This is a genomic window from Dongia sp., from assembly GCF_041910485.1.
GTDB lineage: Bacteria > Pseudomonadota > Alphaproteobacteria > Dongiales > Dongiaceae > Dongia.
This window is the reverse complement of sequence record NZ_JAYRQR010000013.1, coordinates 231,611-256,954: the sequence shown is the minus strand read 5'-3', so window position 1 is coordinate 256,954 and position 25,344 is coordinate 231,611. Positions and strand designations below refer to the sequence as shown.

33 protein-coding genes and 1 tRNA gene are annotated in these 25,344 nt (G+C 62.5%); 15 read left to right on the top strand and 19 right to left on the bottom strand.

The features are described from left to right. Nucleotides 1–21 precede the first annotated feature (21 nt). From ACE3PP_RS04460 to ACE3PP_RS04445, 4 genes are all read right to left on the bottom strand, one after another. The gene (locus ACE3PP_RS04460; protein WP_374378318.1) at nucleotides 22–1,893 is read right to left on the bottom strand and encodes a hypothetical protein; all 1,872 of its coding nucleotides are present in this window, start codon (nucleotides 1,891–1,893) and stop codon (nucleotides 22–24) included. 454 nt (nucleotides 1,894–2,347) lie between these two features. Beyond that, nucleotides 2,348–2,911: a GcrA family cell cycle regulator gene (locus ACE3PP_RS04455; RefSeq protein WP_374378316.1), complete on the bottom strand. Its 564-nt coding sequence runs from the start codon at nucleotides 2,909–2,911 to the stop codon at nucleotides 2,348–2,350. Nucleotides 2,912–3,101: 190 nt separating this feature from the next. After that, nucleotides 3,102–3,437 (bottom strand): DUF2794 domain-containing protein, encoded by a 336-nt coding sequence (locus ACE3PP_RS04450; protein ID WP_374378314.1) that lies wholly within the window; start codon nucleotides 3,435–3,437, stop codon nucleotides 3,102–3,104. Between the two features lie 110 nt (nucleotides 3,438–3,547). After that, the gene (locus ACE3PP_RS04445) at nucleotides 3,548–3,943 is read right to left on the bottom strand and encodes a hypothetical protein (protein WP_374378312.1); all 396 of its coding nucleotides are present in this window, start codon (nucleotides 3,941–3,943) and stop codon (nucleotides 3,548–3,550) included. A 209-nt stretch (nucleotides 3,944–4,152) separates the two neighbouring features. Here ACE3PP_RS04445 and ACE3PP_RS04440 point away from each other — a divergent pair, with 209 nt between their 5' ends. The 3 genes from ACE3PP_RS04440 to der are packed head-to-tail and all read left to right on the top strand — an operon-like array spanning nucleotide 4,153 to nucleotide 7,694. After that, a complete protein-coding gene (locus ACE3PP_RS04440; protein ID WP_374378310.1) occupies nucleotides 4,153–4,818 on the top strand; it encodes a tetratricopeptide repeat protein in 666 nt (221 codons plus the stop codon). A 16-nt stretch (nucleotides 4,819–4,834) separates the two neighbouring features. After that, nucleotides 4,835–6,220: a PQQ-binding-like beta-propeller repeat protein gene (locus ACE3PP_RS04435; protein WP_374378308.1), complete on the top strand. Its 1,386-nt coding sequence runs from the start codon at nucleotides 4,835–4,837 to the stop codon at nucleotides 6,218–6,220. A gap of 49 nt (nucleotides 6,221–6,269) precedes the next feature. Beyond that, nucleotides 6,270–7,694 (top strand): ribosome biogenesis GTPase Der, encoded by a 1,425-nt coding sequence (der, locus tag ACE3PP_RS04430; protein WP_374378306.1) that lies wholly within the window; start codon nucleotides 6,270–6,272, stop codon nucleotides 7,692–7,694. Here der and ACE3PP_RS04425 read toward each other — a convergent pair whose 3' ends face one another. Together ACE3PP_RS04425 and ACE3PP_RS04420 are read right to left on the bottom strand one after the other, a co-directional pair. Then, the gene (locus ACE3PP_RS04425; protein ID WP_374378304.1) at nucleotides 7,695–8,459 is read right to left on the bottom strand and encodes an SDR family NAD(P)-dependent oxidoreductase; all 765 of its coding nucleotides are present in this window, start codon (nucleotides 8,457–8,459) and stop codon (nucleotides 7,695–7,697) included. It lies immediately after the preceding gene. A gap of 96 nt (nucleotides 8,460–8,555) precedes the next feature. Beyond that, a complete protein-coding gene (locus tag ACE3PP_RS04420) occupies nucleotides 8,556–8,927 on the bottom strand; it encodes a cytochrome-c oxidase (protein ID WP_374378302.1) in 372 nt (123 codons plus the stop codon). 163 nt (nucleotides 8,928–9,090) lie between these two features. Here ACE3PP_RS04420 and ACE3PP_RS04415 point away from each other — a divergent pair, with 163 nt between their 5' ends. Then, nucleotides 9,091–9,432, top strand: coding sequence for an NIPSNAP family protein (locus ACE3PP_RS04415; protein WP_374378300.1), 342 nt, complete (start codon nucleotides 9,091–9,093; stop codon nucleotides 9,430–9,432). Next, nucleotides 9,429–9,773: an antibiotic biosynthesis monooxygenase gene (locus ACE3PP_RS04410; protein WP_374378298.1), complete on the top strand. Its 345-nt coding sequence runs from the start codon at nucleotides 9,429–9,431 to the stop codon at nucleotides 9,771–9,773. The genes ACE3PP_RS04415 and ACE3PP_RS04410 overlap by 4 nt, the downstream gene beginning before the upstream one ends. Nucleotides 9,774–9,780: 7 nt before the next feature. Here ACE3PP_RS04410 and ACE3PP_RS04405 read toward each other — a convergent pair whose 3' ends face one another. The 6 genes from ACE3PP_RS04405 to ACE3PP_RS04380 all read right to left on the bottom strand — a co-directional run bounded on the left by ACE3PP_RS04405 (nucleotide 9,781) and on the right by ACE3PP_RS04380 (nucleotide 13,235). Further along, nucleotides 9,781–10,179, bottom strand: a complete 399-nt coding sequence (locus ACE3PP_RS04405) for a hypothetical protein (RefSeq protein ID WP_374378296.1) — start codon at nucleotides 10,177–10,179, stop codon at nucleotides 9,781–9,783. Between the two features lie 62 nt (nucleotides 10,180–10,241). Beyond that, nucleotides 10,242–10,685: a gamma-butyrobetaine hydroxylase-like domain-containing protein gene (locus tag ACE3PP_RS04400; RefSeq protein ID WP_374378294.1), complete on the bottom strand. Its 444-nt coding sequence runs from the start codon at nucleotides 10,683–10,685 to the stop codon at nucleotides 10,242–10,244. Continuing rightward, nucleotides 10,682–10,876: a Trm112 family protein gene (locus ACE3PP_RS04395; protein ID WP_374378292.1), complete on the bottom strand. Its 195-nt coding sequence runs from the start codon at nucleotides 10,874–10,876 to the stop codon at nucleotides 10,682–10,684. The genes ACE3PP_RS04400 and ACE3PP_RS04395 overlap by 4 nt, the downstream gene beginning before the upstream one ends. Before the next feature lie 12 nt (nucleotides 10,877–10,888). Further along, on the bottom strand, nucleotides 10,889–11,587 hold the full coding sequence (locus ACE3PP_RS04390) for an LON peptidase substrate-binding domain-containing protein (protein WP_374378291.1): 699 nt from the start codon (nucleotides 11,585–11,587) through the stop codon (nucleotides 10,889–10,891). A gap of 25 nt (nucleotides 11,588–11,612) precedes the next feature. Continuing rightward, a complete protein-coding gene (trxA, locus tag ACE3PP_RS04385) occupies nucleotides 11,613–12,539 on the bottom strand; it encodes a thioredoxin (RefSeq protein WP_374378289.1) in 927 nt (308 codons plus the stop codon). A gap of 114 nt (nucleotides 12,540–12,653) precedes the next feature. After that, nucleotides 12,654–13,235, bottom strand: coding sequence for a prolyl-tRNA synthetase associated domain-containing protein (locus tag ACE3PP_RS04380; RefSeq protein ID WP_374378287.1), 582 nt, complete (start codon nucleotides 13,233–13,235; stop codon nucleotides 12,654–12,656). Nucleotides 13,236–13,460: 225 nt separating this feature from the next. On the opposite strand from ACE3PP_RS04380, the gene ACE3PP_RS04375 reads away from it, so the two are divergent. Then, nucleotides 13,461–13,535: transfer RNA gene (locus ACE3PP_RS04375), tRNA-Gly, on the top strand. A gap of 83 nt (nucleotides 13,536–13,618) precedes the next feature. Here ACE3PP_RS04375 and ACE3PP_RS04370 read toward each other — a convergent pair. Both ACE3PP_RS04370 and ACE3PP_RS04365 read right to left on the bottom strand, forming a co-directional pair. Beyond that, a complete protein-coding gene (locus ACE3PP_RS04370; protein WP_374378285.1) occupies nucleotides 13,619–14,056 on the bottom strand; it encodes a cupin domain-containing protein in 438 nt (145 codons plus the stop codon). Nucleotides 14,057–14,084: 28 nt separating this feature from the next. Further along, nucleotides 14,085–14,648, bottom strand: coding sequence for a hypothetical protein (locus ACE3PP_RS04365; protein ID WP_374378283.1), 564 nt, complete (start codon nucleotides 14,646–14,648; stop codon nucleotides 14,085–14,087). A gap of 186 nt (nucleotides 14,649–14,834) precedes the next feature. Here ACE3PP_RS04365 and ACE3PP_RS04360 point away from each other — a divergent pair, with 186 nt between their 5' ends. Genes ACE3PP_RS04360 through ACE3PP_RS04350 form a run of 3 tightly spaced genes read left to right on the top strand, consistent with a single transcriptional unit; the run spans nucleotide 14,835 to nucleotide 16,089 of the window. Beyond that, on the top strand, nucleotides 14,835–15,371 hold the full coding sequence (locus tag ACE3PP_RS04360; RefSeq protein WP_374378281.1) for a macro domain-containing protein: 537 nt from the start codon (nucleotides 14,835–14,837) through the stop codon (nucleotides 15,369–15,371). A 10-nt stretch (nucleotides 15,372–15,381) separates the two neighbouring features. Further along, a complete protein-coding gene (locus ACE3PP_RS04355) occupies nucleotides 15,382–15,753 on the top strand; it encodes a hypothetical protein (RefSeq protein WP_374378280.1) in 372 nt (123 codons plus the stop codon). 57 nt (nucleotides 15,754–15,810) lie between these two features. Then, entirely contained in the window at nucleotides 15,811–16,089 is a 279-nt protein-coding gene (locus ACE3PP_RS04350) for a hypothetical protein (RefSeq protein WP_374378278.1), read from the top strand. 3 nt (nucleotides 16,090–16,092) lie between these two features. On the opposite strand, the gene ACE3PP_RS04345 is transcribed toward ACE3PP_RS04350, so the two are convergent. Together ACE3PP_RS04345 and ACE3PP_RS04340 are read right to left on the bottom strand one after the other, a co-directional pair. Continuing rightward, nucleotides 16,093–16,392 carry an Atu4866 domain-containing protein gene (locus ACE3PP_RS04345; RefSeq protein WP_374378276.1) on the bottom strand — a complete coding sequence of 100 codons (300 nt, stop codon included), beginning with the start codon at nucleotides 16,390–16,392 and terminating at the stop codon, nucleotides 16,093–16,095. A gap of 36 nt (nucleotides 16,393–16,428) precedes the next feature. Next, nucleotides 16,429–17,172 carry an SDR family oxidoreductase gene (locus ACE3PP_RS04340; protein WP_374378275.1) on the bottom strand — a complete coding sequence of 248 codons (744 nt, stop codon included), beginning with the start codon at nucleotides 17,170–17,172 and terminating at the stop codon, nucleotides 16,429–16,431. Between the two features lie 278 nt (nucleotides 17,173–17,450). Between ACE3PP_RS04340 and ACE3PP_RS04335 the strand changes: the two genes are divergently transcribed. After that, nucleotides 17,451–18,359, top strand: a complete 909-nt coding sequence (locus ACE3PP_RS04335; protein WP_374378273.1) for an AraC family transcriptional regulator N-terminal domain-containing protein — start codon at nucleotides 17,451–17,453, stop codon at nucleotides 18,357–18,359. A gap of 28 nt (nucleotides 18,360–18,387) precedes the next feature. Here the strand turns inward: ACE3PP_RS04335 and ACE3PP_RS04330 are convergent, their stop codons facing one another. After that, entirely contained in the window at nucleotides 18,388–19,797 is a 1,410-nt protein-coding gene (locus tag ACE3PP_RS04330) for a methyl-accepting chemotaxis protein (protein ID WP_374378271.1), read from the bottom strand. A gap of 112 nt (nucleotides 19,798–19,909) precedes the next feature. Between ACE3PP_RS04330 and ACE3PP_RS04325 the strand changes: the two genes are divergently transcribed. Next, complete coding sequence (locus tag ACE3PP_RS04325; RefSeq protein ID WP_374378269.1) at nucleotides 19,910–21,088, top strand: aminotransferase class V-fold PLP-dependent enzyme; 1,179 nt, start codon at nucleotides 19,910–19,912, stop codon at nucleotides 21,086–21,088. A 12-nt stretch (nucleotides 21,089–21,100) separates the two neighbouring features. Here ACE3PP_RS04325 and ACE3PP_RS04320 read toward each other — a convergent pair whose 3' ends face one another. Beyond that, nucleotides 21,101–21,757, bottom strand: a complete 657-nt coding sequence (locus ACE3PP_RS04320) for a transglutaminase-like cysteine peptidase (RefSeq protein WP_374378267.1) — start codon at nucleotides 21,755–21,757, stop codon at nucleotides 21,101–21,103. 122 nt (nucleotides 21,758–21,879) lie between these two features. Between ACE3PP_RS04320 and ACE3PP_RS04315 the strand changes: the two genes are divergently transcribed. The 4 genes from ACE3PP_RS04315 (at nucleotide 21,880) to ACE3PP_RS04300 (ending at nucleotide 24,445) form a co-directional block, all read left to right on the top strand. Then, nucleotides 21,880–22,263: a nuclear transport factor 2 family protein gene (locus ACE3PP_RS04315; RefSeq protein WP_374378265.1), complete on the top strand. Its 384-nt coding sequence runs from the start codon at nucleotides 21,880–21,882 to the stop codon at nucleotides 22,261–22,263. Between the two features lie 15 nt (nucleotides 22,264–22,278). After that, nucleotides 22,279–23,358: an NAD(P)H-dependent flavin oxidoreductase gene (locus ACE3PP_RS04310; RefSeq protein WP_374378264.1), complete on the top strand. Its 1,080-nt coding sequence runs from the start codon at nucleotides 22,279–22,281 to the stop codon at nucleotides 23,356–23,358. A gap of 12 nt (nucleotides 23,359–23,370) precedes the next feature. Next, the gene (locus ACE3PP_RS04305) at nucleotides 23,371–23,868 is read left to right on the top strand and encodes a DUF3828 domain-containing protein (protein WP_374378262.1); all 498 of its coding nucleotides are present in this window, start codon (nucleotides 23,371–23,373) and stop codon (nucleotides 23,866–23,868) included. A 61-nt stretch (nucleotides 23,869–23,929) separates the two neighbouring features. After that, entirely contained in the window at nucleotides 23,930–24,445 is a 516-nt protein-coding gene (locus ACE3PP_RS04300) for a PAS domain-containing protein (RefSeq protein WP_374378260.1), read from the top strand. Here the strand turns inward: ACE3PP_RS04300 and ACE3PP_RS04295 are convergent, their stop codons facing one another. Continuing rightward, on the bottom strand, nucleotides 24,446–25,294 hold the full coding sequence (locus tag ACE3PP_RS04295) for an alpha/beta hydrolase (protein WP_374378258.1): 849 nt from the start codon (nucleotides 25,292–25,294) through the stop codon (nucleotides 24,446–24,448). It abuts the gene before it with no gap. Nucleotides 25,295–25,344: the final 50 nt, after the last annotated feature.

Here is a 25,344-nt window from a genome sequence, read left to right as displayed (position 1 = left end):
CACCTTCGCCCCGGGACCTGATCAGGGCACGATCACAATGTCCGTATCGACAAAGACGTGGACGGTCTGGCCACCCACGTCGGTCGTGAAGCCGACATAGGTCCGGCCGTCATCGCCATCGTGGACATTGGCATCCGGCGTCCAATTGCCGATCATGGTGATCGAGTCCTGATGGTCGCCCTGCACGAATAGCGTGTTGCGATCATCGGTCATGTCGAGGACGCTGCTGGCATCGAGCGTGATCGACGTGCCGACGCCATCGTCGCTGGTGTCGCCCTTCTTGCCGTCGAAGTTCAATACTTCGATTTCGCGGACATACTTGTCGTCATTGTTGGCGCTGTCGGCACGGAAGTCATGCAGACCGCCCATCATGGCGATGTCGTCGCCACTGCCACCTGTGATGACGGGCTGGTTGCCGTGGAGATCGGCATTGTCGATACCGTGGAAGATATCGTTGCCGGCACCGCCATCATATGCGTCCGGACCTTCGCCGCCGAACAGGCAATCATTGCCGTCACCGCCGTAGAGAGCATCGGCACCGTTGCCGCCGAACAGCATGTCGTTGCCGTCGCCGCCATAGAGCGCGTCCGTACCCTCGCCGCCATCGAGCCAGTCATTGCCGTCGCCACCGAACAGGGCATCGGTGCCCTGGTCGCCATAGATGGCATCGTCACCCTTGCCGCCGGAGAGATGATCCACCTGCTGGTAGCCGTGGATGAGGTCGTTGCCGTCGCCGCCGACCAGCAGATCCGTATGGTTGCTGCCGTCGATCACATGGAGATTCGTCGGCATCGCACCCTGGCAGGCCAAGGCTGCGACATGGACGCTGTCGTGATGCTCAGGCGTACCCGTCGGGCCCGTGTTGCCGGTTTCGCCGGTATGACCGGTTTCGCCGGGGCCGGTCGGACCGGTGGAACCAGTCTCACCCGTGGGGCCAGTTGGGCCGGTTTCGCCGGTGGGACCCGTCGGGCCGGTTGGGCCCGTGGCACCAGTTGGGCCCGTTTCGCCAGAGGGCCCCGTCTCGCCGGTCGGACCCGTCGGGCCCGTGTTGCCGGTTTCGCCGGTCGAACCTGTTTCTCCGGAAGGACCGGTTTCACCAGAAGGCCCCGTCTCGCCGGTCGGACCCGTCGGGCCCGTGCTGCCGGTTTCACCGGTCGAACCTGTCTCACCAGAGGGGCCCGTCTCGCCAGTCGGTCCCGTCGGGCCAGTGCTGCCGGTTTCACCGGTCGAACCTGTCTCACCAGAGGGGCCCGTCTCGCCAGTCGGTCCCGTCGGGCCAGTGCTGCCGGTTTCACCGGTCGAACCTGTTTCGCCGGAAGGGCCGGTTTCGCCAGAGGGACCCGTCTCGCCGGTCGGGCCTGTTTCACCCGTGGAGCCGGTTTCGCCGGTGGGGCCGGTCACTGGTGCATCCGCTTCCTCGATGATGAGGGGCGCGGTGCGTTCGATCGTGTTGTAGTTGAGCGCCGTCGCTTGCAAACCACCGACGGCGTTGAGGCCGCCGATGCCAGCGCCCGGGGCGAAAGCGGTGAAGAGACCGCCATTGTTGTCGACGCGAGCCGCCCCCGGCGCATCGGCCGCGGGGCCGGCAGCGGTTTGGATGTCGAGCGCCGGATCGGTCGAGGCCAGGAGGTCGGCAATGTCGATCGGCTGCCCGCCGGCATTCAGCGTCACCGGCGCGGCATCATTGGCTTCGGCATAGCCCAGGAAGATGATCGTCTGGTTGTTGACCCGAATGGCAAGATTGCCGTTCTCGCCCAGCTTGGCCGCCAGATCACCCGCCGCGAACGGCAGGTCGATGGTGGCGCCCGGAGCCACTTGGATCCGGGTCGTGGAGCCGCCCGCGGGCAGCTCGACACTGGTGTTGCCGGGAATGTTGGTCTTTACGCTTGCCATGATTCCTTTTACGTCCCTTCAGAAGACTGGCGCCGCAGGCGAGGGGGTCCCTCTGGTTCGGCCTGGGCGGTCGCTGTCACATGAACGAAACATGGGCAGCGTTACTCCATCTTGGAATCACGCAGATGCGAAGTTGCGTACACTATTGTGGGGCCGATGTTCTTTTCGGCAATTATTCATAAATTGCTTGGTAAACAAGCGCTTAAATTTCGTGTCCGACTAGGGGCTCGGCCAAGCGCAACATGCTGCGTGCAAACAACCCACGATGCCTGCACTTATGTGTATAAAACGCGAAATCCAGTTTAAATGGCAGCGTGATCGGTCAGATATCTGCTGCGCTGCAAAAAGACCCGGCAAATGAAAGGGGCGGCACGCCGTGGCGCGCCGCCCCCATCTCTCCCCCACCGGTTCGGCGACCTGTCAGCGGCCGCCGCCCCGCGATGCTATCGGCGGCTCAGGCCGCTTCGGACTTGCGGTGATAGGCGATGCCGCAATGATGGGCACAGTACGGACGGCCGGGTTCAGCCGCGTCACCGCAGAAATGGAAGCCGGGCTGCTTCGGATCACCGACCGGCCAGGAGCAGGATTTGGAACCGGCACTTGCCGCCACACGGGGTGCGGCCGGAGCCTTGGGTGCCGCGACCGGCGCATCCATGCGCGGTTCGCTGAGTTCGGACGCCGGGGCCGCGTAACGGGGCTCGACCTTGGCACTGGCGACGGTGGCACTCGGCGCCATTTGGCCAGCATTGACCTGGCCGGCATTCATTTGGCGGGGGGCCGGCATCGGCGCAATCGCCGGCTGCTGGCGGCGCTGGCTGACGGCCTTGCGCCGGGGCGCCGCGGCTTCGGTCCCATCCCGCTTGATCGGCGAGGGACGGCCCGTGAGACCCAGGCGATGCGCCTTGCCGATCACGGCATTGCGGGTGACGCCACCCAGCAGGGTCGCGATCTGGCTTGCCGTCTGGCCCTGACCCCAGAGCTTGCGCAGCATTTCAATCCGCTGTTCGGTCCATTCCATGATGTCTTCTCCCCACCGGGTTGGCTGGCGTTTTGAGCTGGCGCCATAAGCCATAAAGGCCGCACCAGCTCAAGATGTTGAGTGAGGATTATTTCACCCTACAACATGCGGGGAGGCAACAGGGAAAACTCAAAATGTTGTGGATAACAGCAATTTCATTGGAACATATGGTGGTCGAGACAAATCCCGCCTATTCCACAAGATTAAGCTGACGGTCCATATAATCGATCAGCTCGGGGAGCCGGCGCGAGGATTTGAGCTGCCGCTTGCCGGCAAGCAGGACATAGCTCGGCTCCTTGTCGCCGCGCAGGAGGATCTTGGTGACGGCGAAGGTCGGTTGTTCCTGGGAGCGGCGGTAGACCGAAAAGACCGCCATGTTGCTGCGATGGTCGATCGCATAGTCGCGCCAGATCGCGTGGGCGACCTTGCGGCTGTAGATTCCAAGCAGAAGATTGAGTTCGTCGCGGTTGAAAAAGACCCGGCGGCCCTGGCGGCGGTAATCATTAAGAAGAACGAGCTGCGCCATTCGATCCTTATGATCACATTCGACTCGGCTCAAAACCGAGCCTTCGCCAAAAGTGTGGCGCAAAGTCATGAATCCGTAAAGCGCCGATCACCTTGGAAGGGCGGATCCGCCTACCACCCGTGGGGTTCGGGATAGAGTTCCAGCCCATCGCTGGCCGTCTGGTCGCGCCCGTCATAGCAGACCACGCCAGCGCGCTGGCGGTAGCAATAGCCGGGATAGGGCCGGTTCTTTTCCGCCTGTTCCTGGGCGATCTCGGCCGCGGTCCGGCAGTATTTGCCGGTTTTGGTGTAGTCGAGGATCGAGCAATCCTCGCCCGTCGCCATCGAGGCCAGATGATCGGATGCCGTCTTGCCGGTCTGATTGAGCGAAACACCTTCGACGGCGGCATAGGCCGTGGTGCCGGAAATCCAGCTGGGTATGGCTGTTGTATTGCAGCCGGCCATCATCGGCGCCAGCGCCAGAGCTGCGAGCCCGGACGCCCAAGTACCCACCCGTTTCTTCGCCATCTCGCCCATCCAGATCCGTCACATCAACCGGCCCACCCGGGACCTTCCTCCAGTTCAAGCAATTCCCGTTCCAACAGCGCCCGGAGTGCGGCAAAGGCTCGGTTGGCAAGGCGCGGGGCTTGCCTGTATGTTAGCGCGCAAATCGCACCCTGGGCTGCACCGGCAACAGGGGCGCAAAAGAATGACTGAGTTGCCTCCAGGGGTCATAAGTGGCTGATATTTTTGAAGAAGTCGACGAGGATCTGCGTCGCGACACAGCGGCGAAGCTGTGGGCCAAATACCAGAATCTGGTCTATGGCGCCGTTACCCTCATCATCGTCGGCACTGCCGGTGTGACCGGTTGGCAGATCTATGAGCGCAACACGCGGGAAAAGGCCGGCATCGAATATCTGGCGACACTCGATCGCGTCACCAAGGACCCAAAGGCCGGACAGGAACTGCTGGGCCAGCTGATCCATGCCGACGGGCCGTTCGCCAACCTCGCCCGCTTTGACCTGGTCAATGCGACACTGAAGGACGGCGACAAGGCGAAGGCGCTGGAACTCCTCACCGGCATGGCCAATGACGCGGGCTATGCGGCACCGCTCAAGGGTGCTGCCGCCATCATGGGCGGGTATGTGGCGCTCGATCTCGGCAAGTCGGCGGAAGCAGCGGCCCTCGCGCAGACGCAGGCCGGCGACAATCAGCCTTACCGTTTCCTCGCCGCCGAGATCACGGGGCTTGCCGCCTTTGCCGCCGGCGACAAGGCGAAGGCCAAGGAAATCTTCGAGAAGCTTGATGCCGATCTGAAAAAGGCGGAAGCAGCGGGCCTCGGTCAGGCACCGGCGAACCTGGGCGAGCGGATCACCATCATGCTCGACCGGCTCAACGCGTAACGGACCGGAACGTTAGATGAGCCGGTCGGACATGGCGCAGGATAAGGTCGGGAAAATGATGGCGAATTGGGGCATTGCAATGAAGCCGGCCTTTCGCGGCGCGCTGCTGGTGGGAGCCGGCCTTGTGGCGGCACTGACGCTTGGTGCCTGCGACAAGTCGAAGGTTCCGCTGCCCGGCGAACGCATCTCGGTGCTGCAGCAAACCAGCCAGAACGCGGCCGACCCGACGCTGGCCGAACTCGCCGTGCGTTTGCCCAAGCCCTATGTGAACAAGGATTGGGCGCAGGTGGGCGGCAACCAAGCCCATGCGATGTATCATCTGCAGGTCGCCTCCGACGTGCTGACCGAAGTGTGGTCGGCCGATATCGGTTCGTCCGCGGATTCCGCCAACCGGCTGCTCGCAGAACCGGTGGTCGCCGACGGCATCATCTACACGCTGGATGCCGAATCCCTGGTGCGCGCCTTCGACGCGACGACGGGTGCCCGCATCTGGCAGGCCGATTTCACGCCCGAGGATGAAGATGACGGTCTTTTCGGCGGCGGCATGGCCGTGGCCGAAGGCAAGATCTTCGTCACGACACCATACGCCAAGGTCTATGCGCTCGACGCCAAGACCGGCAATTTCATCTGGGAAGCGAAGGCCCCGGCGCCGATGCGCGCTGCCCCCGCTGTCAGCGACGGGCGCGTCTTCGTCACGACGATCGACAACCAGCTGGTGGCCTTCTCCGTCGATGACGGGCGCAGGCTCTGGTCGAATGCCGGCGTCGAGGAAGCTGCCGGTCTGCTCGGCGGTTCGACGCCCGCCGTCCTCGGCAATGTCGTCGTCGCCGCCTACACATCGGGCGAACTTCTTGCCTTCGACGTCGTCAACGGCCATTCGCTGTGGACCGACAGCCTTGCCGGCAAGGCGCGCACCTCTTCCGTTGCGGCGCTCACCGACATTCGCGGCAAGCCCGTGATCGACCGCGACCGCGTCATCGCCATTGGCAATGGCGGCGTCATGGCGGCGCTCGATCTGCGGCGCGGCGAGCGCTATTGGGACAAGGATCTGGGTGGCACGCAAATGCCCTGGGCCGCCGGGGACTATATTTACGTCCTCACCTCGCAAAGCGAGGTCGTCTGCGTCACCCGCGACGAAGGCAAGATCAAGTGGCTGACCCCCTTGCCGCCTTTCGAGGACATGGAAGCGCGCGAAGACCCGATCTATTGGTCGGGTCCGGTGCTGGTGGGCGACCGTCTGCTTGTGACCGGGTCCAACGGCTTGGCACTGTCGATTTCGCCCTATACCGGTGCGCTCCTCGGCAGGCAGGACCTGCCGGACCGTTCGCATCTGCCGCCGGTGGTGGCGAATGAGATGGTCTACATGCTGTCGGATGATGCGGACCTTATCGCCCTAAAGTAACGAACCGGCGGCGCGCCGACGCGCCGCCCATGATTGGCTTGAACCAACGATGTCATTGACCGTCGCCATCGTCGGCCGCCCCAATGTGGGGAAGTCGACGCTTTTCAATCGTCTCATCCGTAAGCGTCTCGCCATCGTCGACGACACGCCGGGGGTGACGCGCGACCGTCGTTACGGGGAAGCGCATCTGGGCAACCTGTCCTTCACCGTGATCGACACGGCGGGGCTTGAGGACGCCGTCGATGACAGTCTGGAAGGACGCATGCGCCAGCAGACCGAGGCAGCGATCGCCGAATCCGACGTGACGCTGCTGGTCTTCGATGCGCGCGCAGGCCTCACGCCGATGGACGAGCACTTCGCCCGCGTCGTGCGCAAATCGAAGAAGCCGGTCATCCTCATCGCCAACAAGGCGGAAGGCCGGGCCGGGCTTGAATCGGCACAGGAAGGCTTCCGCCTTGGCCTCGGCACGCCGCTGCCGCTCTCAGCCGAACATGGCGAGGGCCTTGGCGATCTCTATGACGCGCTTGAGCCCATTGCGATGAAGAAGGCGGGCGAGAAATCGGGGGTCCATCTCGATGCCGATCTCGAGGAAGTGGCGCCGCTCGACCTCGAAGAGGATACGGGCGATGACGAGAGCGTTGAAGCGCCGCCGGCACCCAAGCACCTGCAGCTGGCGATCGTCGGCCGGCCGAATGTCGGGAAATCCACCCTGGTCAATGCGCTCCTCGGCGAGGATCGGCTGCTGACAGGGCCTGAGGCGGGCATCACGCGCGATTCCATCGCCATCGACTGGTCTTGGAAGGACCAGGCGATCCGCCTCATCGACACGGCGGGCCTGCGCCGGCATTCCCGCGTCACCGAGAAACTCGAGCGCCTGTCGGGCGCCGATACACGCCGCGCCATTCAATATGCCCATGTCGTCGTGCTGGTGCTCGACGCCAACGACATGCTGGAGAAGCAGGACCTGACCATCGCCCGGCAGGTGGTGGAGGAAGGCCGCGCCCTCATCATCGTCGCCAACAAATGGGATTCGATCGAAGACAAGAATGCGGCGATCAAGAAGCTGAACGACCGCATCGACTGGTCGCTGCCGCAGATCAAGGGCGTGCCCATCCTGACGGTGAGCGCCATGACCGAGCGCGGCCTCGACAAGATGATGAAGGCGGTGCTCGACATCTATCAGACCTGGAACAAACGGGTCTCGACGGCGAAGCTCAACCGCTGGCTATCGGAGGTGACGGCGATGCATCCGCCGCCCCTCGTCTCAGGCCGGCGCATCAAGATCCGCTATATGACGCAGATCAAGACGCGGCCGCCGACCTTCGCCCTCTTCGCCTCGAAAGCCGACGAACTGCCGGACAGCTACCACCGCTATCTGGTGAAGAGCTTGCGCGACGTGTTCGATTTGCCGGGGACGCCGATCCGCCTCATCCTGAGGCGCACGGACAACCCGTTCGACAACGAGCGGGATTGATCAGCGCGCGCCACCACCATCCATGACGATGGTCTGGGCGGTGACATAGGGCGCGCCGGCCAGCAGATAGAAGATCGTCTCGGCGTAATCGGCGGGCGTGCCGGCGCGTTTCAACGGCAGCTTGGCGACATAGCTTTTGAGATCGCCGTCGTCGAACTTGCAGTCCCAGCCGGAACCATCGACCACGTTGGGGGCGATGGCATTGACGCGCACATCGGGGCCCATCGCATGGGCCCATTCCTTGGTGAGCAGAATGATCGCGGCCTTGGTCGAGGCGTAGACGGACGAGGAACCGCCATAGCCGAGGCCCGCCGTCGAGGCGACATTAACGACGGCGCCCTTGGCTTTTTTGAGATGGGGTGCGGCTGCCTTGAGGCAGCGATAGGGACCGACCTGATTGATGCTGACGAGCTTCTGCCAGAAGGCCTCGTCCATACGCTGGAAATCATCGACCGGGATGGGTGCGGCCGTGCCGGGTGTTCCCGCATTGTTGACGAGGAAATCGAGGCCGCCGAAATGCTGGACGGCCTTGGCAACGGCGGCGTCGATATCTTCCTGCTTGGAGACATCGCCGGGGCAGGCGATCACGTCATGACCCGCCTTTCTCAGCTGCTCAACCTCGGCCTCCAGGCGCGGGGAACTGGCAAGGTCGTTGATGGCCACCTTGCATTTGTTGGCGGCGAGCCGCTCGACGACGGCAAGCCCGATGCCCGAGGCACCGCCGGTGACGAAGGCGGCCTTGCCGGACAGATTGGCACTGATCATGAAATGCTCCCCCTGGCGCAGAAACTTGAACCGCCCCAGTCCTAGCCGGTGCGGTTTTTGGCTGTCAATCGATGCAACTAACTCAAGCCCGAGAACTCAATTCCGGGCCAGACCCTGCCACAAATTGACGGCAAAGCAGAGGATGCCGATCACGACGACCATGGAAAAGACCCCAGCGATCGGACCGCCCAGTTCCAAATTGCCGGCATGGACCAGCCAGACGCCGAACATCAGGGCCGGTGTGCCGATATTGTGGAGCCAGAAATGCGCCGCGGCGAGGCGCGTCGCCGCGAGATGCGGCTTCAGCAGATAGATGCAGCCGATGATAGCGAGGCTGACCCAGCCCAGCAGATTGAGATGCGTGTGGACGGCGACCTGCTCGAAATCCTCGGCCGCCCCCATATAGGTGCCAAGGCAGACGGCGATGACGAAATAGACGGCGGCGATTTTCAAGAGACGATGAGCCATTGTGACCTTCCCCCCCATTGCGGTTACTGGCGACTCCTGCACGCTTTCGCCCTCCCCGGCGTCAAGCGCGGCCACCAGCAGCATGACACATTTCGATCGGCGACGAAGCATCGATCCGGCATCCGGCGCTAGAAGAATGGCCAGATTTCAAGGAGGGACTTCCGTGGCCATCACCGTTTTCATCCGCTACCAGATCGATCCCTTTCAGCTGGCGGCATTCCGCGCCTATGCCGAGAATTGGGGTCGCATCATCCCGGCCTGCGGCGGGCATCTCATCGGCTATTTCCTGCCGCATGAGGGGACCAACGACATTGCCTGGGGCTTGATCTCGTTTCCGAGCCTTGGCCAGTACGAAGCCTATCGCGCACGGCTCCGCACCGATGCGGCCGGGAAGGCGAATTTCCAGACGGCACAGGAAAAGCGTTTCATCCTGCGCGAGGAGCGGACATTCTTGAGCGATGTCCCGGGGACCCGGGATCAGCTGCCGGGGAGGGTGACAGCATGATCGCCATCATTTTCGAAGTGGAACCGGTTGCCGCTCAACGCGATGCCTATCTCGACATCGCCGCCACACTGAAGCCGGAATTGGAGAAGATCGACGGTTTCATTTCGGTCGAGCGGTTCCAGAGCATCACCAATCCGGGGAAGATGCTCTCGCTCTCCTTCTTCCGTGACGAGGAAGCGGTCAAGCAATGGCGCAATCTGGAAAGCCATCGCCGCGCCCAGGAGGCGGGTCGTAGCGGCCTCTTCGCCAATTACCGGCTGCGCGTCGCCTCAGTGCTGCGCGATTACGGGATGAGCGAGCGGGCCGAGGCACCGACCGACAGCCTGGCCCTTCACGGGTGATGGCCCTTCACGGGTGATTGCCGGTCAACGCTCGCCGGTCGGTCCCCGCACGTGACCAGAGATTGATCGTCAGCGCGAGGGCCGAGAGCAGGACAAGGGCCATGCCAATGAGCGCGATCGTATGTCCGGTCATGAATGCATCGAGCTGCGTCATGGTGAGGCCTATCAGCAGCACGGGGAGGCCGATCATGTGCAGCCAAAAATGCGCCCATGCGAAAAACCCGGCGGCGAGATCGGGCCGCGCGAGATAAAGCGCACCGACCAGCCCGAGAGCCAAGAACCCAAGGCCGCCGATATGGGCATAGACAAGGCCGAGGCGGTAATCGGCGATGAGGCCCATGTGGAGAGCGAGCGCCGCTGCCAGTATGAAATAGAGTCCGGCCGCACCCAGGAGTACGCGTGCCATTCTTCCTCCCGCATAGTGGATTGCGGAAAAGAGAATGTCGGTGGCGGCGATTGGTTCCGGGTTCAGTGACAGCCGCAGCTGCCGGAGCCGCAACCACCGCCGTGATTGTGGGGCTTGGGCGCCTTCGCAGCGCGCGGATCGCGGCTGAGGCCATGCTCCTTGAGGGCGTCGAGATAGCCCTGCCAGATGCGGTCCTGGTCGCGGCCCAGCTCATAAAGATAGCGCCACGAATAGATGCCGGTATCGTGCATGTCGTCGAATTCGATGCGGATGGCGTAATGGCCGACCGGCTCGATCTTCATGATGCCGACTTCGCGGCGGCCCGGAACGATGGTCTTTTGCCCCGGCCCATGCCCCTGCACTTCCGCTGAGGGACTTTCGACGCGCAGGAGTTCCGCCGGATAGCGATAAGTGGCGCCATCGTCGAACGCGATTTCGAGCAGCTTTTCCGACTGCTTGTGACGGATTTCAACCGGCCAATGCTCGGTGCCGAGAGCGTCGGTCATTCGTCGATCTCCAAGGGACGCGCCTCGTCGACCAGCATGATCGGAATGCCGTCGCGGATCGGAAAAGCAAGGCCCGCTGCCTTGCTCACCAATTCCTGCTTTTGCCGGTCATAGACGAGCTGCGTCTTGCTGATCGGGCAGACGAGGATCTCCAAGAGCTTGGGATCGATGAGCTGGTCGTTGTCGCCCATGTCATGTCACTTTCAATGCAGGCGATGTTCGCCACCGGCCGCCTGCGCGCCGTGGACTTCGAACATGGCGGTCATCATTTCGACCACGGCATCGAGGTCTTCGCATTCTAGGAGGGATTGCTTTTCCTCCGGCTCCAGCGGCGACATCTGCGCCATCGCGACGACGAGCTCGTCATCGGCCACTTCCTCGATGCCCTTCCAGTCGAGCCGCGCCTGGCGGGTCTTCAGATATTCCTGCAGCACGGCGAGGAAGCGCGGCCGGTCGGCCAGCTGGAACTCGTGTTCCGCCATGTCATGGGCGAAGGCATCGAAATCCGGCACGATGCGGCGATAGCCGTCGCGGGCGAGCGGCAGTTCCTTGGCGATACGGAAACGTATGAGGCCGGAGAGGATGATCTGGTAGCGACCGTCCGGCGTTTCCTCGAACGAGACGATGCGACCGGCGCAGCCCACTTGATGCAGGGTCGGCATATTCTCGGTCGCAAGATTGCGGTCGGCATTGGCTTCGACCGGCTGCACCATGCCGATGAGGCGATCGGGCGTCATCAGTGCCGCGCGCACCATCGCAAGATAGCGCTGCTCGAAGACATTGAGCGGCAATCGGCCGCCCGGCAGCAGGAGCGCGTTGGTCAGCGGAAAGACCGGCAGCTCGCCAGGAAGTTCCGCGAAATCGGGATCGAAGGGACCGAGATGGCTGGGGCCGGAGCGCATGTCTGCCGTGCCTTTCCGTTCGGGTTTACGAGAAGAGCAGCGAGGAAAGCCTGCGCCGCGCACTCAAGGTCAGCGGATCGGTCGGGCCCATCGCCTCAAAGAAGGTGACGAGCTGCTTCCTGGCTGCTTCCTCGTTATGCGCGCGGTTGATGCGGATGCTTTCCAGAAGCTGGTCGATGGCCCCTTCCTTGTCGCCGGTCGCAAACAGGGCCTGGGCCAACTCGATACGGGCCTCATGGTCCTTCGGGTTGGCATCGACGCGCGCACGCAGCGCGTCGGACTGGCCGGCGGCCTTGCGGCCCGCTTCAGCCACGTCGAGCTGCGCCCGCGCACCGGCAATGACCGGGTCGTTCAGCTTGTCCTTCGGCGCGCGACCCAGGAACTCGGCCGCCTGCTCGATCTCGCCCAACGCGATGAGGCAGCGCACGATGCCGCCGATCGCCTTCACATTCTCGGGCTCATGCTCGAGGACCTGACCGAAAATCTCGGTCGCGGTCGCATGATCGCCGGCTTCGATCGCCGCTTCGGCGTGCTCGATCGCTTCATCGATCGGCGAGGCCGGCTGTTCACCGGCGAGCTTGGCGAGGCGACCGACGAATTGCTTCAGCTGGCCTTCGGGCTGCGCGCCCTGGAAGGCATCGACCGGGCGCCCCTGGAAGAAAGCGAAGACCGCCGGAATCGACTGGATGCGCAGCTGACCGGCAAGCGCCTGATTCTCGTCGACATTGATCTTCACCATGCGCACCGCACCGCGCGCTTCCTTGACCACCTTTTCGAGGAGCGGCCCGAGCTGCTTGCAGGGGCCGCACCAAGGTGCCCAGAAATCGACGATGACCGGAACCTGCATCGACGGATCGATCACGTCCGCCTTGAAGGTCGCCTGGCTGCCATCCTTCACCAAATCGGCCGGGGCTGCACCAGCAGCCGCGCCGGCACCGATCAAATTGTCCATCTTCGAAATGCTCCCAAGAACTCTGGATTTGACCCTATAGATGGCTCTTTCCCGGGTTCAAATCAACCGCCGCGGAAAAGCCATGTTCCCTTTAACCACAATGAGTTATGGGGGTTAGGCAAAATCGACGAGTTGCGGCTTGTGCCCCTCGGCCTCGAGGAACTTCAAAAGGTCGTCGGGCGAGATCGCCGTCGTCTTGAAGTTCACCAGCGGATGGGCGTTGATCGGGTTGCAGGAGAGGAGATGGCGGTCCAGCACCATCTTCACTTTCTTGCCCTTGTCGTTGATGACGGCAAAAGGCGTCACCGCGCCCGGAATGACACCGAGATAGGTCATCAGCCGATCGGCCGAACCGAAGGAAAGCTTGGCATTGCCGCCGGTTTCGCCGGTCAGTTTCTCGCCCAGCGCCTTGAGATCGACGCGGCGATTCTCCTCGACCGTCACCAGCCACATGTCTTCCTTGCGGTTGCGCAGGAACAGGTTCTTGATGTGCCCGCCGCTCATGTCGCGGCTGACCTTCTGGCTCTCTTCCACCGTGAAGACGGGGATGTGATCGGTGGTCTGGGCGTTGATGCCAAGGGCCTTGAGGTGCGCCAGCAGCTGGTCCGGGCTGGTCGGCAGATTGGCCTGGGCCGCCATGGCGGCGGCATGCGGGTCGGCGCCATGCGGGTCGGGGGCGGAAGTATCGGCGGACATGTTGGTCACTTTCGTTAACGAAGCTGGCGCTGGGTATAACCGGGGACGCGCAAGCGAACAATGGGCGGGCCGTACCGGGCCGCGATTTCCGGCATCGGGGCTTTTCTGATTCCCGGCTAAGTATTTGTCCGACCAGCAGAATAAGCCGCTTGCAAATGCGCCGCCGATGCGTATGATGCGCCCCGCTCATGAGGCCAACGCCATGTGGGCAGGACCAAACAGGGTGCGGGCGTAGCTCAGGGGTAGAGCACAACCTTGCCAAGGTTGGGGTCGAGGGTTCGAATCCCTTCGCCCGCTCCAGTTTGGACAGATCGCGCCGGTCCATCTTCGCGCTGACGATCCGAAAGCCGCCCATTCGAGGCGGCTTTTTCGTTTTCCGGCCCTTACTTCTTCACCACATTCCCTTTGCCCTGCTCGACCAGGTCGATGACGACGAGCTTGACCGGGTCGGTGCCGATATTGGCGCCCTTGTGCCATTGCCCCACGGCTTCGACGACGATGTCGCCGGGCTTGTAGGTGACTGTCTCGCCAGTATCGGTGTTGGTGACGGCCAAGGTCCCGCTGAGGACATAGGCGTAGCGCGGGAACGGGTGCTTGTGTTCGGGCAGCACGGCACCGGGGGCGATCTCATACGTGGCGCCGATGAGTTCCGGATGGCCCTGCGGCAGGATGATCGGCTGGCCGCTCGCGGTCTTGTCCGTGGTGACGATAGGTGTGACTGTGATACCCGGCTTGGCATTGTCGGCCAGGGCTGATGCGATGAGGGCCGGCGCAACCAGAGCCGGCATGGCGAGCAGGACTATTGAAATCAGGCGACGCATTCTTCCCCCCCGTATGGCGTTTCTTTTCTCAATCGACCGTGTAGCAGCGGTCGGGGTCGTCACCGTCATTGCCGGCAAAGAAAAAGGCAAGGCGCTGTGGCGTCACCGACATGCGGTGGACATCCATGAAAATGGGGATGCCCAGCACACGTTCGCCCACTTCGACCGTGTGGTCGGGATCGTAGGTGAGCGTCGCACCATCGCCTTCCAGCCGATAGCGGCCGAGGATCAATTTGGGGAGGCGGAACAGGGTTTCGCGGGCAGCGAAGATACCCTCGACCGTAATACGCGCCGGCCCGCGGTTGACATAGTCGCCGCCGCTCGCTGTGCGCCGCGTCAGTTCGACCGCGGCACGGGCGTCAAGCTCGCCCCGATCCTCGGCATCGATCCCGGTGACGCCGAAGAGTACGGCATCGATCGGCATGGTGCCGGTACCGGCTGTTTGCGCAGCCGTGGCGCGCGTCAGGAAGCTTTCGATTTCCGGGCGGACGCCGGGTGCTGCGTCACAATCCGCATCCGCGTGCGCTGCAACCGCCCCGAAAAGCAAGCTCCCCAGCAGGGCTGGAACAGAAAATGAAGAACGCCATCTCAATTGCGCAGGCTCCGAGATCATGGGCAGCACTGCTGCCCTGGGATGAAAGCGGATCACAGATCCTGTCCTTTGGAAAGACGGCAAAGGAAGCAGCGGCGAAACTTGACCTAAATCAAGGACCGCCCCCGGCAGGGAGCTAACCTTCCCCTTACGAACACTTCAAACAACCCAAAAAGGACGAGGAATATGATTCGCGAAGTGGAAGGGGACATCCTGTTGACGAAGGCCCAGGTCGTGGCGCATGGCGTGGCGCCAGGTGACCATTTCGATAGCGGCCTTGCCTTGGCCTTGCGTGAGCGTTGGCCGGCGATGGTCAAGGATTTCCGCCACTTCTGCCAGAGCAGCCATCCGAAACCGGGCGAGTTGTTCTATTGGGGCGGCGCCGAGGGGCCGGCCATTGCCAATCTGATGACGCAGGAGCCTGCTTATGGCCACGGCGAAAAGCCCGGCAAGGCGAAGCTGGAGCATGTGCATCATGCGCTGAAGGAACTGGCGAAGCTGGTCGCCAAGGAGAAGATACAGAGCCTGGCGCTGCCGCGTCTTGCGACCGGCGTCGGCGGCCTGGATTGGAGCGACGTCAAGCTGCTGGTCGAAAAGCATCTGGGCGATCTCGACATTCCCGTCTTCGTCTATGCGGTCTATCATAAGAACGTGGCAGCTATGGAGCCGGGCCTCGGCGACAAGGGCCGCGGCACCGGTACCACCGCCAAGAACGCATCCTGAGGGGGAGGCTATGAGCGCCAGCGCCGGCCTGAAGACCATCCGCCTGGAACTGGCCCGCACCAAGGAACGCCCTGACGGCGATCCCAATTGCGGGTACGAGTTCCATGCCCCGCTCACCGCCGATTTTCACCTCGACCCCGAGGCGTTCAAGGCGAGCAAGGCGGAGTGCCGCGTGCGGCGCTTCTGGAGTGGCGAGAAGTATGAGCAGGGCGTGCTCAAGCATCTCGGCAAGGACCGCTGGGTCTTCTCCTATGCCCCCGGCACGGATGATGACGAAGCCGCCTTCAAGTTCGACAAGCACGTCTTTGCCGTGGGCGAGTATGTCTCGATCACGGAACATGACGGCATCACGCGGCCGTTCAAGGTTGTCTCGGTGAAATGATGCGACAGGGCCGGCGGTTGATGCCGCCGGCCCATTTCCCTCTGACGGGAGGTGTGCATGTTGACCTTCGAGGATTGCCAGGCACTGTGCGGCGTCAGCAAGGGGGTCGTCGCGGCAATTGCCGAACATGAACACATCCCCGCGATGGCGGCGGCCGAGATGGCCAATTACCTGTGCGAAAATGCGCAAGGCGAGCGCTGCATCCGCCGCTATATCCTGGACGACATCAAATCCGCGGAAAGCAAAGGCGACTTGAAGCACGCCGCCGTTCTGCGCGCGGTGCTGTCCCGTTTCGTCGAGACGCATCCACGCGCCACGCCGACCTCCGGCACCTGAGTCTCACGCCCGACGATAGAGATATTCGCCGATCCTGAGCGTGTCGCCCGCGATCTCGCCCGTCAGCACGAAATCGAATTCGTCAACGAAGCGGATTTCGCTGCCGCGCCGACTGTAGCGACCACTATAGGTCGCCTCGCGCTGACCCTGCTTCTTGGCGTAGCGGCCGTCACCGGTCAGCAGCAGGCGTGTCGTGGCGCTGCGTAGGCTGATCCATTCGCCGCTCGCCGGCACATCGTCGCCGGTCCGGTCGATGATCGGTGTCGGCAGGGGACGTGCCAATGCTTGCATTTGTACTGCCATGAGTTTCTCCTTTTTTCGCGATCGAGCGCGCCGGCGTCAGTGCGTGGTGCGGGTCGGCCGCACCATGATCTCGCCGACATCGATATCTTCGGGTTGGGCAATGGCGAATGAAATGGCGCGCGCCACGGCGTCCGCCCCCATCGCCAGCTTGCGGATGTTGGCGACCATCGCCTTGGTATTCTCGTCGGTGATCGTGTCGGCGAGTTCCGATTCCGTGACACCCGGCGAGATGACCGTGACGCGGATATCGTCATTCTCGATGCGCAGAACCTCCGAGAGCGCATGCAGGCCGAACTTGGTGGCGCAATAGACGCCGGCCGTCGGCATGACGCGACGACCCGCTATCGACGAGATGTTGACGATGTGCCCCGATTTTTGCCCCTTCATCAGCGGCAGAACAGCGGCGATGCCATAGAGCGCGCCTTTGAGATTCACATCGATCATCCGATCCCACTCATCGACCTTGAGCGCGGTAAAGGGCGAGAGCGGCATGAGGCCAGCATTGTTGACGAGGACATCGACGCGCCCAAATTGTGCCACGGCGAAATCGACAAAGCGCGCGACATCGGCCCGGTCGGTAACGTCGAGGCGCTGCCAGCGGACTTCCGTACCTGTCGCCGCAAGCTCGCCCGCGAGGCTTTCCAGACGGTCGGTGCGCCTTGCCCCCAAGACCAGCCGGGCGCCTTCGGCCGCCAGTTCGCGGGCCGTCGCGGCGCCGATACCGCTGCTGGCACCGGTGATGAGCACAACCCTGCCGCTGACATTTGCCTTAGCTGCCATTTTCCAACTCCATCATTTTCTGGGGACCGGCCTTGCGAGCCCAACGGGCTGCGCCCATCTGGGATTGACGCGCCTACCGCGCTGCCGGTCACGGGATGAAGATGGGGCATAGAGGGTCGGGATCGGTAGACCAGAACTGCCTGTTTCTTGCCTAATTCTCCAGAACGCCCAATTGTCACTTCCAAGGGCCGCTGGAGCCCCTATATGGTTTGCTCATACGAAACAACCTATCGCACTGATTTATTGTGCGTATTCTTCTCTGGCGGAGGGAATAAGACATGGACAGGCAAGCCGAATTTGCTGCCCTGATTGACAAAAACACCAGGAATGATGGGGTCCATGAAACGGCCCTGTCTCGTGTCGCCGTCATCAAATTGAGCAAGCCATCCGAGCCGATGCATGGCGTCCATCAGCCGGCCTTCTGCATCATCGCCCAGGGACGCAAGCAGGTGATCCTGGGAGAACAGATCTTTTATTACGACGCGGCGCAGTATCTGGTGGCCTCGGTCGACGTGCCGGTCGTGGGTCAGGTCGTCGAGGCGACAGCCGAGAAGCCCTATCTCAGCTTCAAGCTCAATCTCGACCTGTCGCTCATCAGCGAGCTCATCCTGGAATCCGGCATGGCCGACGAGAACGGCCGCGAGCCGGCACCGGGCCCCTCCTTGAGCCTCAGCACCGTGACACCGGAGCTCCTCGACGCGGTGATCCGCCTGCTGCGCCTCCTCGACAACCCGCGCGACCTCGCCGTCCTCGGACCGCTGGCCGAGCGCGAGATCCTCTATCGCCTGCTGCAAGGGCCCGACGCGGCACGTCTCAGGCAGATCGCACAGGCCGACAGCAAGATGCAACGCGTCACCCGCGCCATTGCCTGGATCCGCCAGCATTTCACCGAACCGTTCAGCATCGAGCTGCTGGCTTCAGAGGCGCGCATGAGCACGTCAGCCCTGCACCATCATTTCAAGCTGGTGACGGCAATGAGTCCGCTGCAATACCAGAAGCAGCTGCGCCTTCAGGAAGCGCGGCGCCTGATCCTTATTCAGGGGTCCGATGCCGCCAGCGCCGGGCATCAGGTGGGCTATGAATCGCCGTCGCAATTCAGCCGCGAATACAGCCGCCTCTTCGGCGCGCCGCCATTGCGCGACGCCAACCGGCTGAAGGCGACGCCGGAAGCGCTGGTTCCCGCCTGAGATTTTTCAGTTTGCAGACTCGACCGAACTAGAGGCTGCTCAGTCGGTCGAGGTGTGCCAGCACCTCTTCCGATGCATGCTCCACCTCGGTGATCTCGCGCAAGGCCGCGTCGAAATTGCCGGCGGCGAATAGGCGTGCGGCTTCCTTTCCGTGCTGGTGAACGGCCGCGTGCGGCTTCTCCAGCGCACGAAAATCCTGATGCGACCTGAACTCCGCCGACGCGTCGCTATAGTACCATTTACCCAGCCGGCAAGAATGATGATCGCTGAGTTCCTCGGCCAGGAGCTTCGTGCGCCCGACCGACATATCGACCAGGCGCTTTTTCCAGATCACGTGATCGGCCTTGGCAAGGCGGGTGATTTTGTGCGGGAAGGAACAATCGGCCAGGCCTTGCAGCTGCTTGGAGAGATGCGACTGGTTGTTGTCGATGACTTCGGAAAGCTGCGTCACTTCATCGACATTGGAAGCAGAAAGCTCGGCAATGTTGGTGATGCCGCGCGAAACTTCGTCAATGGCGGCGTTCTGCTCGGCAAGGATGCCGGCGATCTCGTCCATCTTCGTACTCACGGCGACGGTCCGGACGCCCGCAGCATCGATTTTCGCAGCGAGATCGCTCATTTCGGAGGTTCCCGTGGCAACTGCCGCGGCGCCTGTCGACATGGCCTCGACAATGCGCGCCATTTCGCTGCGCAGACGGCCGATCCGGGCCTTGATGTCCTCGGTCGCGCGGCTGGTTTGTTGTGACAGGTTCTTCACTTCGGTCGCGACGACGGCAAAACCCTTGCCATATTCCCCTGCCCGCGCAGCCTCGATCGTGGCATTCAAGGCGAGGAGATTGGTCTGGCTGGCGATGGCCTCGATCGTCGACACGATGGAGCCGATCTCCTCCGATGCGACGCTGAGGTCGGTGACCTTGCTGCTGGCATCCGTGACCGACGCGGCAATGCCTTCCATCGTCCCGGTCACGCGGCGTACGGCGCTCACACCTTCTTCGACAATGAGGCGCATTTGACCGGCTTCGTCAGCAGCGGCGTGACTTGTTTCGCTGATGGCCTTCACCGAAGCGACCATTTCGGTCGAGGCGCTGGCAAGGATCTGCGTCTTTTCCGACGTATGGCGCGACGCGGCAATGAGGCGGGCACTGCGGATAGCCGCCTCGTTGCTGTTGATGGTCAGGGCAACGCTGGCGTCGAGATCGCGCGAAGCGCGGGTTTGCAGATTGCCGGCCAGAGCTCGCAGGGCTGTTGCCAGTTCTCGGGCTGCATCCGTGCTGGGAAGAGCCTTCTCGCAGGTCAGGTCCTTTTCAAAGTTGCCGGCAGCCAGTTCTCGCAGGCATGCTGCCAAGGCGAGGTGGAATGTGTCCGCGTCCGATGCCTGCGCCGAAACAGACTCTGACTTCACCGCCAAGCCATCGCGGCGGCGACCGAGACCGAACATTCTTTCCCCCCGACTGAATTGCTTTGTTGATCGATCATAAAACAAGGTGCGGTTAACCTGCCGTTAACAAGCGGGTATAAAGTCGCATCTCTCACAAATTGGTCCTGTCTCTATGTATGCTTGGGAATTCATTCGCGCCGATACGCCGGCCACGTCACGCCGGGCCTATCTGCACAATGCCGGCGCTGCACTGACGCCGGCGCCCATCGTCACCGCCATGCAGGAATATCTGGCGCTTGAGGCTGAGATCGGCGGCTATGCCGCCGCGGCGCGCGAAGCCGAGCGGCTTGACGGCGTCTATCATTCGATCGCACGCCTCATCAACGCCGCACCGGACGAGATTGCCCTGGTCGAGAACGCGACCGTTGCCTGGCAGATGGCGTTCTACGGGTTGGCACAGACCTTCAAGCCCGGCGACCGCATCCTCACCGCCGAGGCGGAGTACGGCGCCAATTACGTGGCCTTCCTGCAAATCGCCCGGCGCCACGGCGCCCGCATCGAAATCGTTCCGTCGACGCCAAGCGGCGAGCTGGACGTCGCGGCGCTGGAGAGCATGATCGACGAGCGCGTCAGGCTTATCGCGATCACCTGGGTGCCGACCAATGGCGGGCTGACCAATCCGGCAGCCGAGATCGGCGGCATCGCGCGGCGCCATGCCATTCCCTATCTGCTCGACGCCTGCCAGGCGGTCGGCCAGATGGTGGTGGATGTCGATGCCATCGGCTGCGATATGCTGTCGGCAACGGGCCGCAAGTTTCTGCGCGGGCCGCGCGGCAGCGGTTTCCTCTATGTCCGGCGCGCCATGCTGGAACGGTTGGAACCGCCGATGATCGACCATTTTTCGGCCGAATGGGTGGCACGCGACAGATACGAATTGCGCGCCGACGCGCGCCGCTTCGAAAACTGGGAGAACAATTACGCGGCCCGCCTGGGTTTGGGCCTTGCCGCCGACTATGCAATGGCAATCGGCATGGAAAGGATCGAGGCGCGCTGCCGTGAATTGAGCGGCAGGTTGCGGGCGGGCCTTGCCCGCGCGCGAGGCATCACCGTACGGGACCTCGGCGCCAATCCTTCCGCCATCGTCAGTTTCTCGCATGAACGGATAGCGGCCGCCGAGATCGTCGCCAAGGCCGCCGCCGCCAACATTACGATCGGCGCATCGGACCCCGCGAGTACGCGCATCGATGCCGAGCGCCGCAATCTGCCGGTGCTGGTGCGCGCCAGCCCGCACTATTACAATAGTGAGGAGGAGATCGACCGGCTGATCGACCTCTGTTCAACCTTGCCCTAGAAGATCGCCCGGTCAGCGCCGATGCAGCCACCAGCCGGTTTCGCTGAGCGAGAAGATCGGCATGTAATGCTTGACCGTGTTCGCCGGCACCACGGTCTTGATCTGATTGTCGAGCAGCAAGGGCGTGTCACCATCATAGACGATGAGCACTGCGTGCCCGACATTCAGATTGAGGTCGCGCAGCGCCAGGACCCGCATATCCTCGGGCGGGATGCCCAGCGCCTTCAACGCCATGAATTTGGCGATGGCGTAATCCTCGCAATCGCCATCCATTTTCAGAAATTGGTAGGGTGTGGCCCAGTAATCTTCGACCCCCCAATTCTTCATGTCGATGATATAGCGCAGGCCGTTGAAATAGCGGTTGACCTCCTTGATCTGGGTCAGCCGGTCCTTATCCCGGAGATCGTCGAGAAGATCCTGCCAGCCATCCGTGGTGCATTCGTCATCATCGCAGGGTGCCGCATTGTGCCAGCGCGCCAACATGTCGACCCATTTGGGGAATTTCTTGATGCCCTGATTGGCGAATTCCTTCGAATTGAAGATGGACGGGTAGGCACGGGCATTCGCCAGGCCGGGCAAGAGCGAGATAAACAAAAGGATGAGGGCAAGCCGACGCATGACGGGCGGGTTGGGCCTATCGGCACAGAGGGCCGAAACAACCCATCGCAAAATGGTTCATCCAGTTTCCCCTAAAGACCTGCATGGCTGGCATGCGCTTGGCCGGTATACACGCAACAGAATATCCTTCTAATCTGGCGATCAGCAAGCAAACCCGGCGGGAGTAGCAGATCATGGACCAACGGTACCAGGAAGTCGTTGCCAGCCTGGAAACCTATTTTGACGGCCTCTATCATTCTGATACGAAGCGGCTGGGCCAGGTATTCCACCCACAGGCCATTTATGCCTGTGCCACCGAAGGAACCCTCACTTACCACAGCATGGCGACCTATTTTCCTGTGGTCGATGCCAGGCCCGCGCCGGCCAGCCGCAACGAGAAACGCGCCGACCGTATCGTTTCGATCACCTTCGCCGGTCCCGTCACTGCCGTGGCAATTGTCAATTGCGCCATCGGACCGAAATATTTCACGGACATTCTGACATTCGTGAAATTGGACGGGCGCTGGCAGATCATGTCAAAAGTGTTCCATTTCGACTTGGTGCCGGCTGCCGCCTGAAGGAGATCCTCTGCGATGTGGCCCGACCGACGCCTGCTCGATCTATTCGGCATCGAGCACCCGATCTTGCAGGCACCGATGGCCGGTCCCTGCTATGCCGACATGGCGATCGCGGTGGCACAGGCGGGTGGCCTCGGTGCGCTGCCGATGGCGACCTTCAGCGCCGATCAAGCACGCGGCGAATGGCAGATCATTCGCCAGCAGACCGACAAGCCGATCAATCTCAATTTCTTCTGCCACGAACCGCCGGTACCGGACGCGGCAAGGGAGGCAGCATGGCGGCAGCGGTTGCGGCCCTATTATCTGGAGCTGGGGATCGACCCTGACGGCAACATTCCCGGCAGCAATCGCACGCCCTTCGATGACAGTCTCTGCCGCATGGTCGAAGAATTCCGCCCGGCCGTCGTCAGTTTCCATTTCGGCTTGCCCGAGGAACCGCTGCTGGCGCGCGTCCGGGCGGCAGGCGCCAAGATCATCTCGTCGGCCACATCGGTGGCCGAGGCAAAATGGCTGGAGGCGCACGGTGTCGATGCCATCATCGCACAGGGTGCCGAGGCCGGCGGCCATCGCGGCATGTTCCTGGGCGGCGATCCGCTCGACGTCGCGCTGACACAGGCAGGCACGATGGCACTGGTGCCACAGGTGGTCGATGCGGTGAAGGTTCCGGTGATTGCCGCCGGGGGAATCGCCGATAGCCGCGGTATCGTGGCGTCGCTGGCGCTTGGTGCCGCCGGCGTGCAGATCGGGACGGCCTATCTCTTTTCGCCGGAGGCGCGCATCTCGAAGCCGCACCGCGCGGCACTCGCCGCCGCCAGCGACAACGGTACGGCACTGACCAATATCTTCACCGGGCGACCGGCGCGTGGACTGATGAATCGGGCCATGCGGGAACTGGGGCCCTTGTCGCGGGCGGTGCCCGCCTTTCCACTCGCCGGTGGTGCATTGGCACCGCTCAAATCGACAGCCGAAGCCGCGGGATCGGGCGATTTCGGTTCGCTTTGGGCGGGTCAGGCGGTCGGTCTCGGCCGACCGGAATCAGCCGGCGATATCACCCGGCGGCTTGCCGCCGAAGCCTTGTCAAAACTCGTTCACTGAAGGGGTAACCGAATGTTGCGTGCGTTCAAACCGATCTGCCTGTTGGCCGCTTTCGTCATCGTCGCCTGCACCGCGCCGGAACGGCCGGCCGATGCCGAAGAAGCGGGCTTTGCCAGTCCGCAGGCACTGCTCGACGATCTTTACGGCCACTATGCCGAGAAGCCCGCGGGAAGCGGCGTCGACCTCGCCGACAACAAGGTGATCGAAACTTACTTCACGCCAGAACTCGCCAAGCTGATCGAAGACGATGCGACGGTGGCCGCCGCCAAGGGCGATGTGCCGACCCTGGATGGCGATCCTTTCGTCGACGCGCAGGATTGGGAGATCGGCAAGATCGAGACTGCGGTTGGAAAGTCGAGCGATCCGGAGAAGACCGAAGCGCATGTGCGCTTCACCAACTATGGTGAGGCCAAGGATTTGAAGCTCTCGCTGGTCAAGGGCGCCAAAGGCTGGCAGATCGCGGATATCGATTGGGGCTATGACAAGCTTTCCAATATTTTCGCACACTGACCGGCAACGGGACATGTGAGAGGGACTCGACAGCCATCCGCCGATACCTCATGCTCGACTCATGGGAAGCTTTCGGCAATCAGCGGGTGGAGTCGAGGCCCTTCATGCTTATTGGCAGGCCCTGGCTGGGGGTCATGCCCCGCAGCGCTCGCAGATCGAGCCTGCCGATATCAAGAAGCTGCTGCCCTACCTTTACATCGTCAAATACGAAACCGATCCGTTTCGCGTTCTCTATATCCTGACCGGAACCGAGGCGGATCGCTGGAACGATTTCAGCCTGACCGGCCGCTATGTCGACGAGTTCGTCGCGGCCGACAAATACGGCGCCAACAAGATTCTGGAAGACAGCTATCGGCGCGCCTATGAGACAGGCCAACCTGTCTTCGGCACTTATACTTGGCCAACGCGGGCGGGGTACATGCTGGAAGTGAAATTCGGCATGTTTCCCCTGCGCGTCGGCGAACAGATCGCCCAATGCCTCGCCATCGAGGATTATTCGAACTTTCCGCCAGAGATTGCCGGCGACGGTATTCCCTTCAAAGATCCGGGAAAGTCGCGCCCTGACGAGCGAGGCTGATCAGATTTTCCAACCGAGGTCGCGCATGAACTGTTCGACGCGCTCGGTGTAGGCGCCGGGCTTCCCCAGCTCGAAATTGATGTCACCGTGGCTCATCGGCATCGGCAGAACGGTCATGTGGCCGCCGAGGTCGTTCGCCTTCTTGGCCAAGGCGCGATTCTGCGGGCAGGCGTCGGGCGAGCGCTGGCGGCAAATGCCGAGGAGCGGCTGCGTCGCACCCTTCACGCGGTGAAAGGGCGAGGCCGCTTCCCACAAAGCCGGATCGGTGCCGAAAGCCTCGTCATAGAGTTTGAAGTGCCGCGCGTTCATGATCGCCGGCACGTTCATGGCGCCGCTATCGAGCGAAATGGTACCCTTCCACAGCCGCGCACCCTTGGCGGTCGCGATCTCCGGCGCGCTGTTGATGAGGGTGACGAGATGGGCACCCGCACTATGCCCCATCAGGATGATGTTGTCCGGATCGCCACCCCAGCCGGCGGCCATCTGCTGCACCTTGACCAAGGCGAGCGCTACATCATCGGCCTGATAGACGGGCTCGAGATCCGGCATCATGCGGTAATTGACGGTGACGAAGATGATCCCCTTGGGCACCCAGCGCGCGACCTTGTTGTCGACGACGCCGCTCGCTTCCTTGTCGCCGCGCTTCCAGCCACCGCCATGCACCATGAAGAGGATCGGCGCATTCTGCGGATGCGCCGGCAGATAGACATCGAAACGCTGGTCGCGGGAGGTGCCGTAGGAAATGTTTCGCTCCAGACGAACGCCGTCCGGCAGCCGGTCGGCCTGCGCCGGAAGAGCATTGAATGTCCAACCGAGCACCAGCAGGAGCAGAGAAACCAACGCTTTCATTGAGAATTCCCCAGCGATAATGGGTACGACTTGATAGATCACACGGCGCC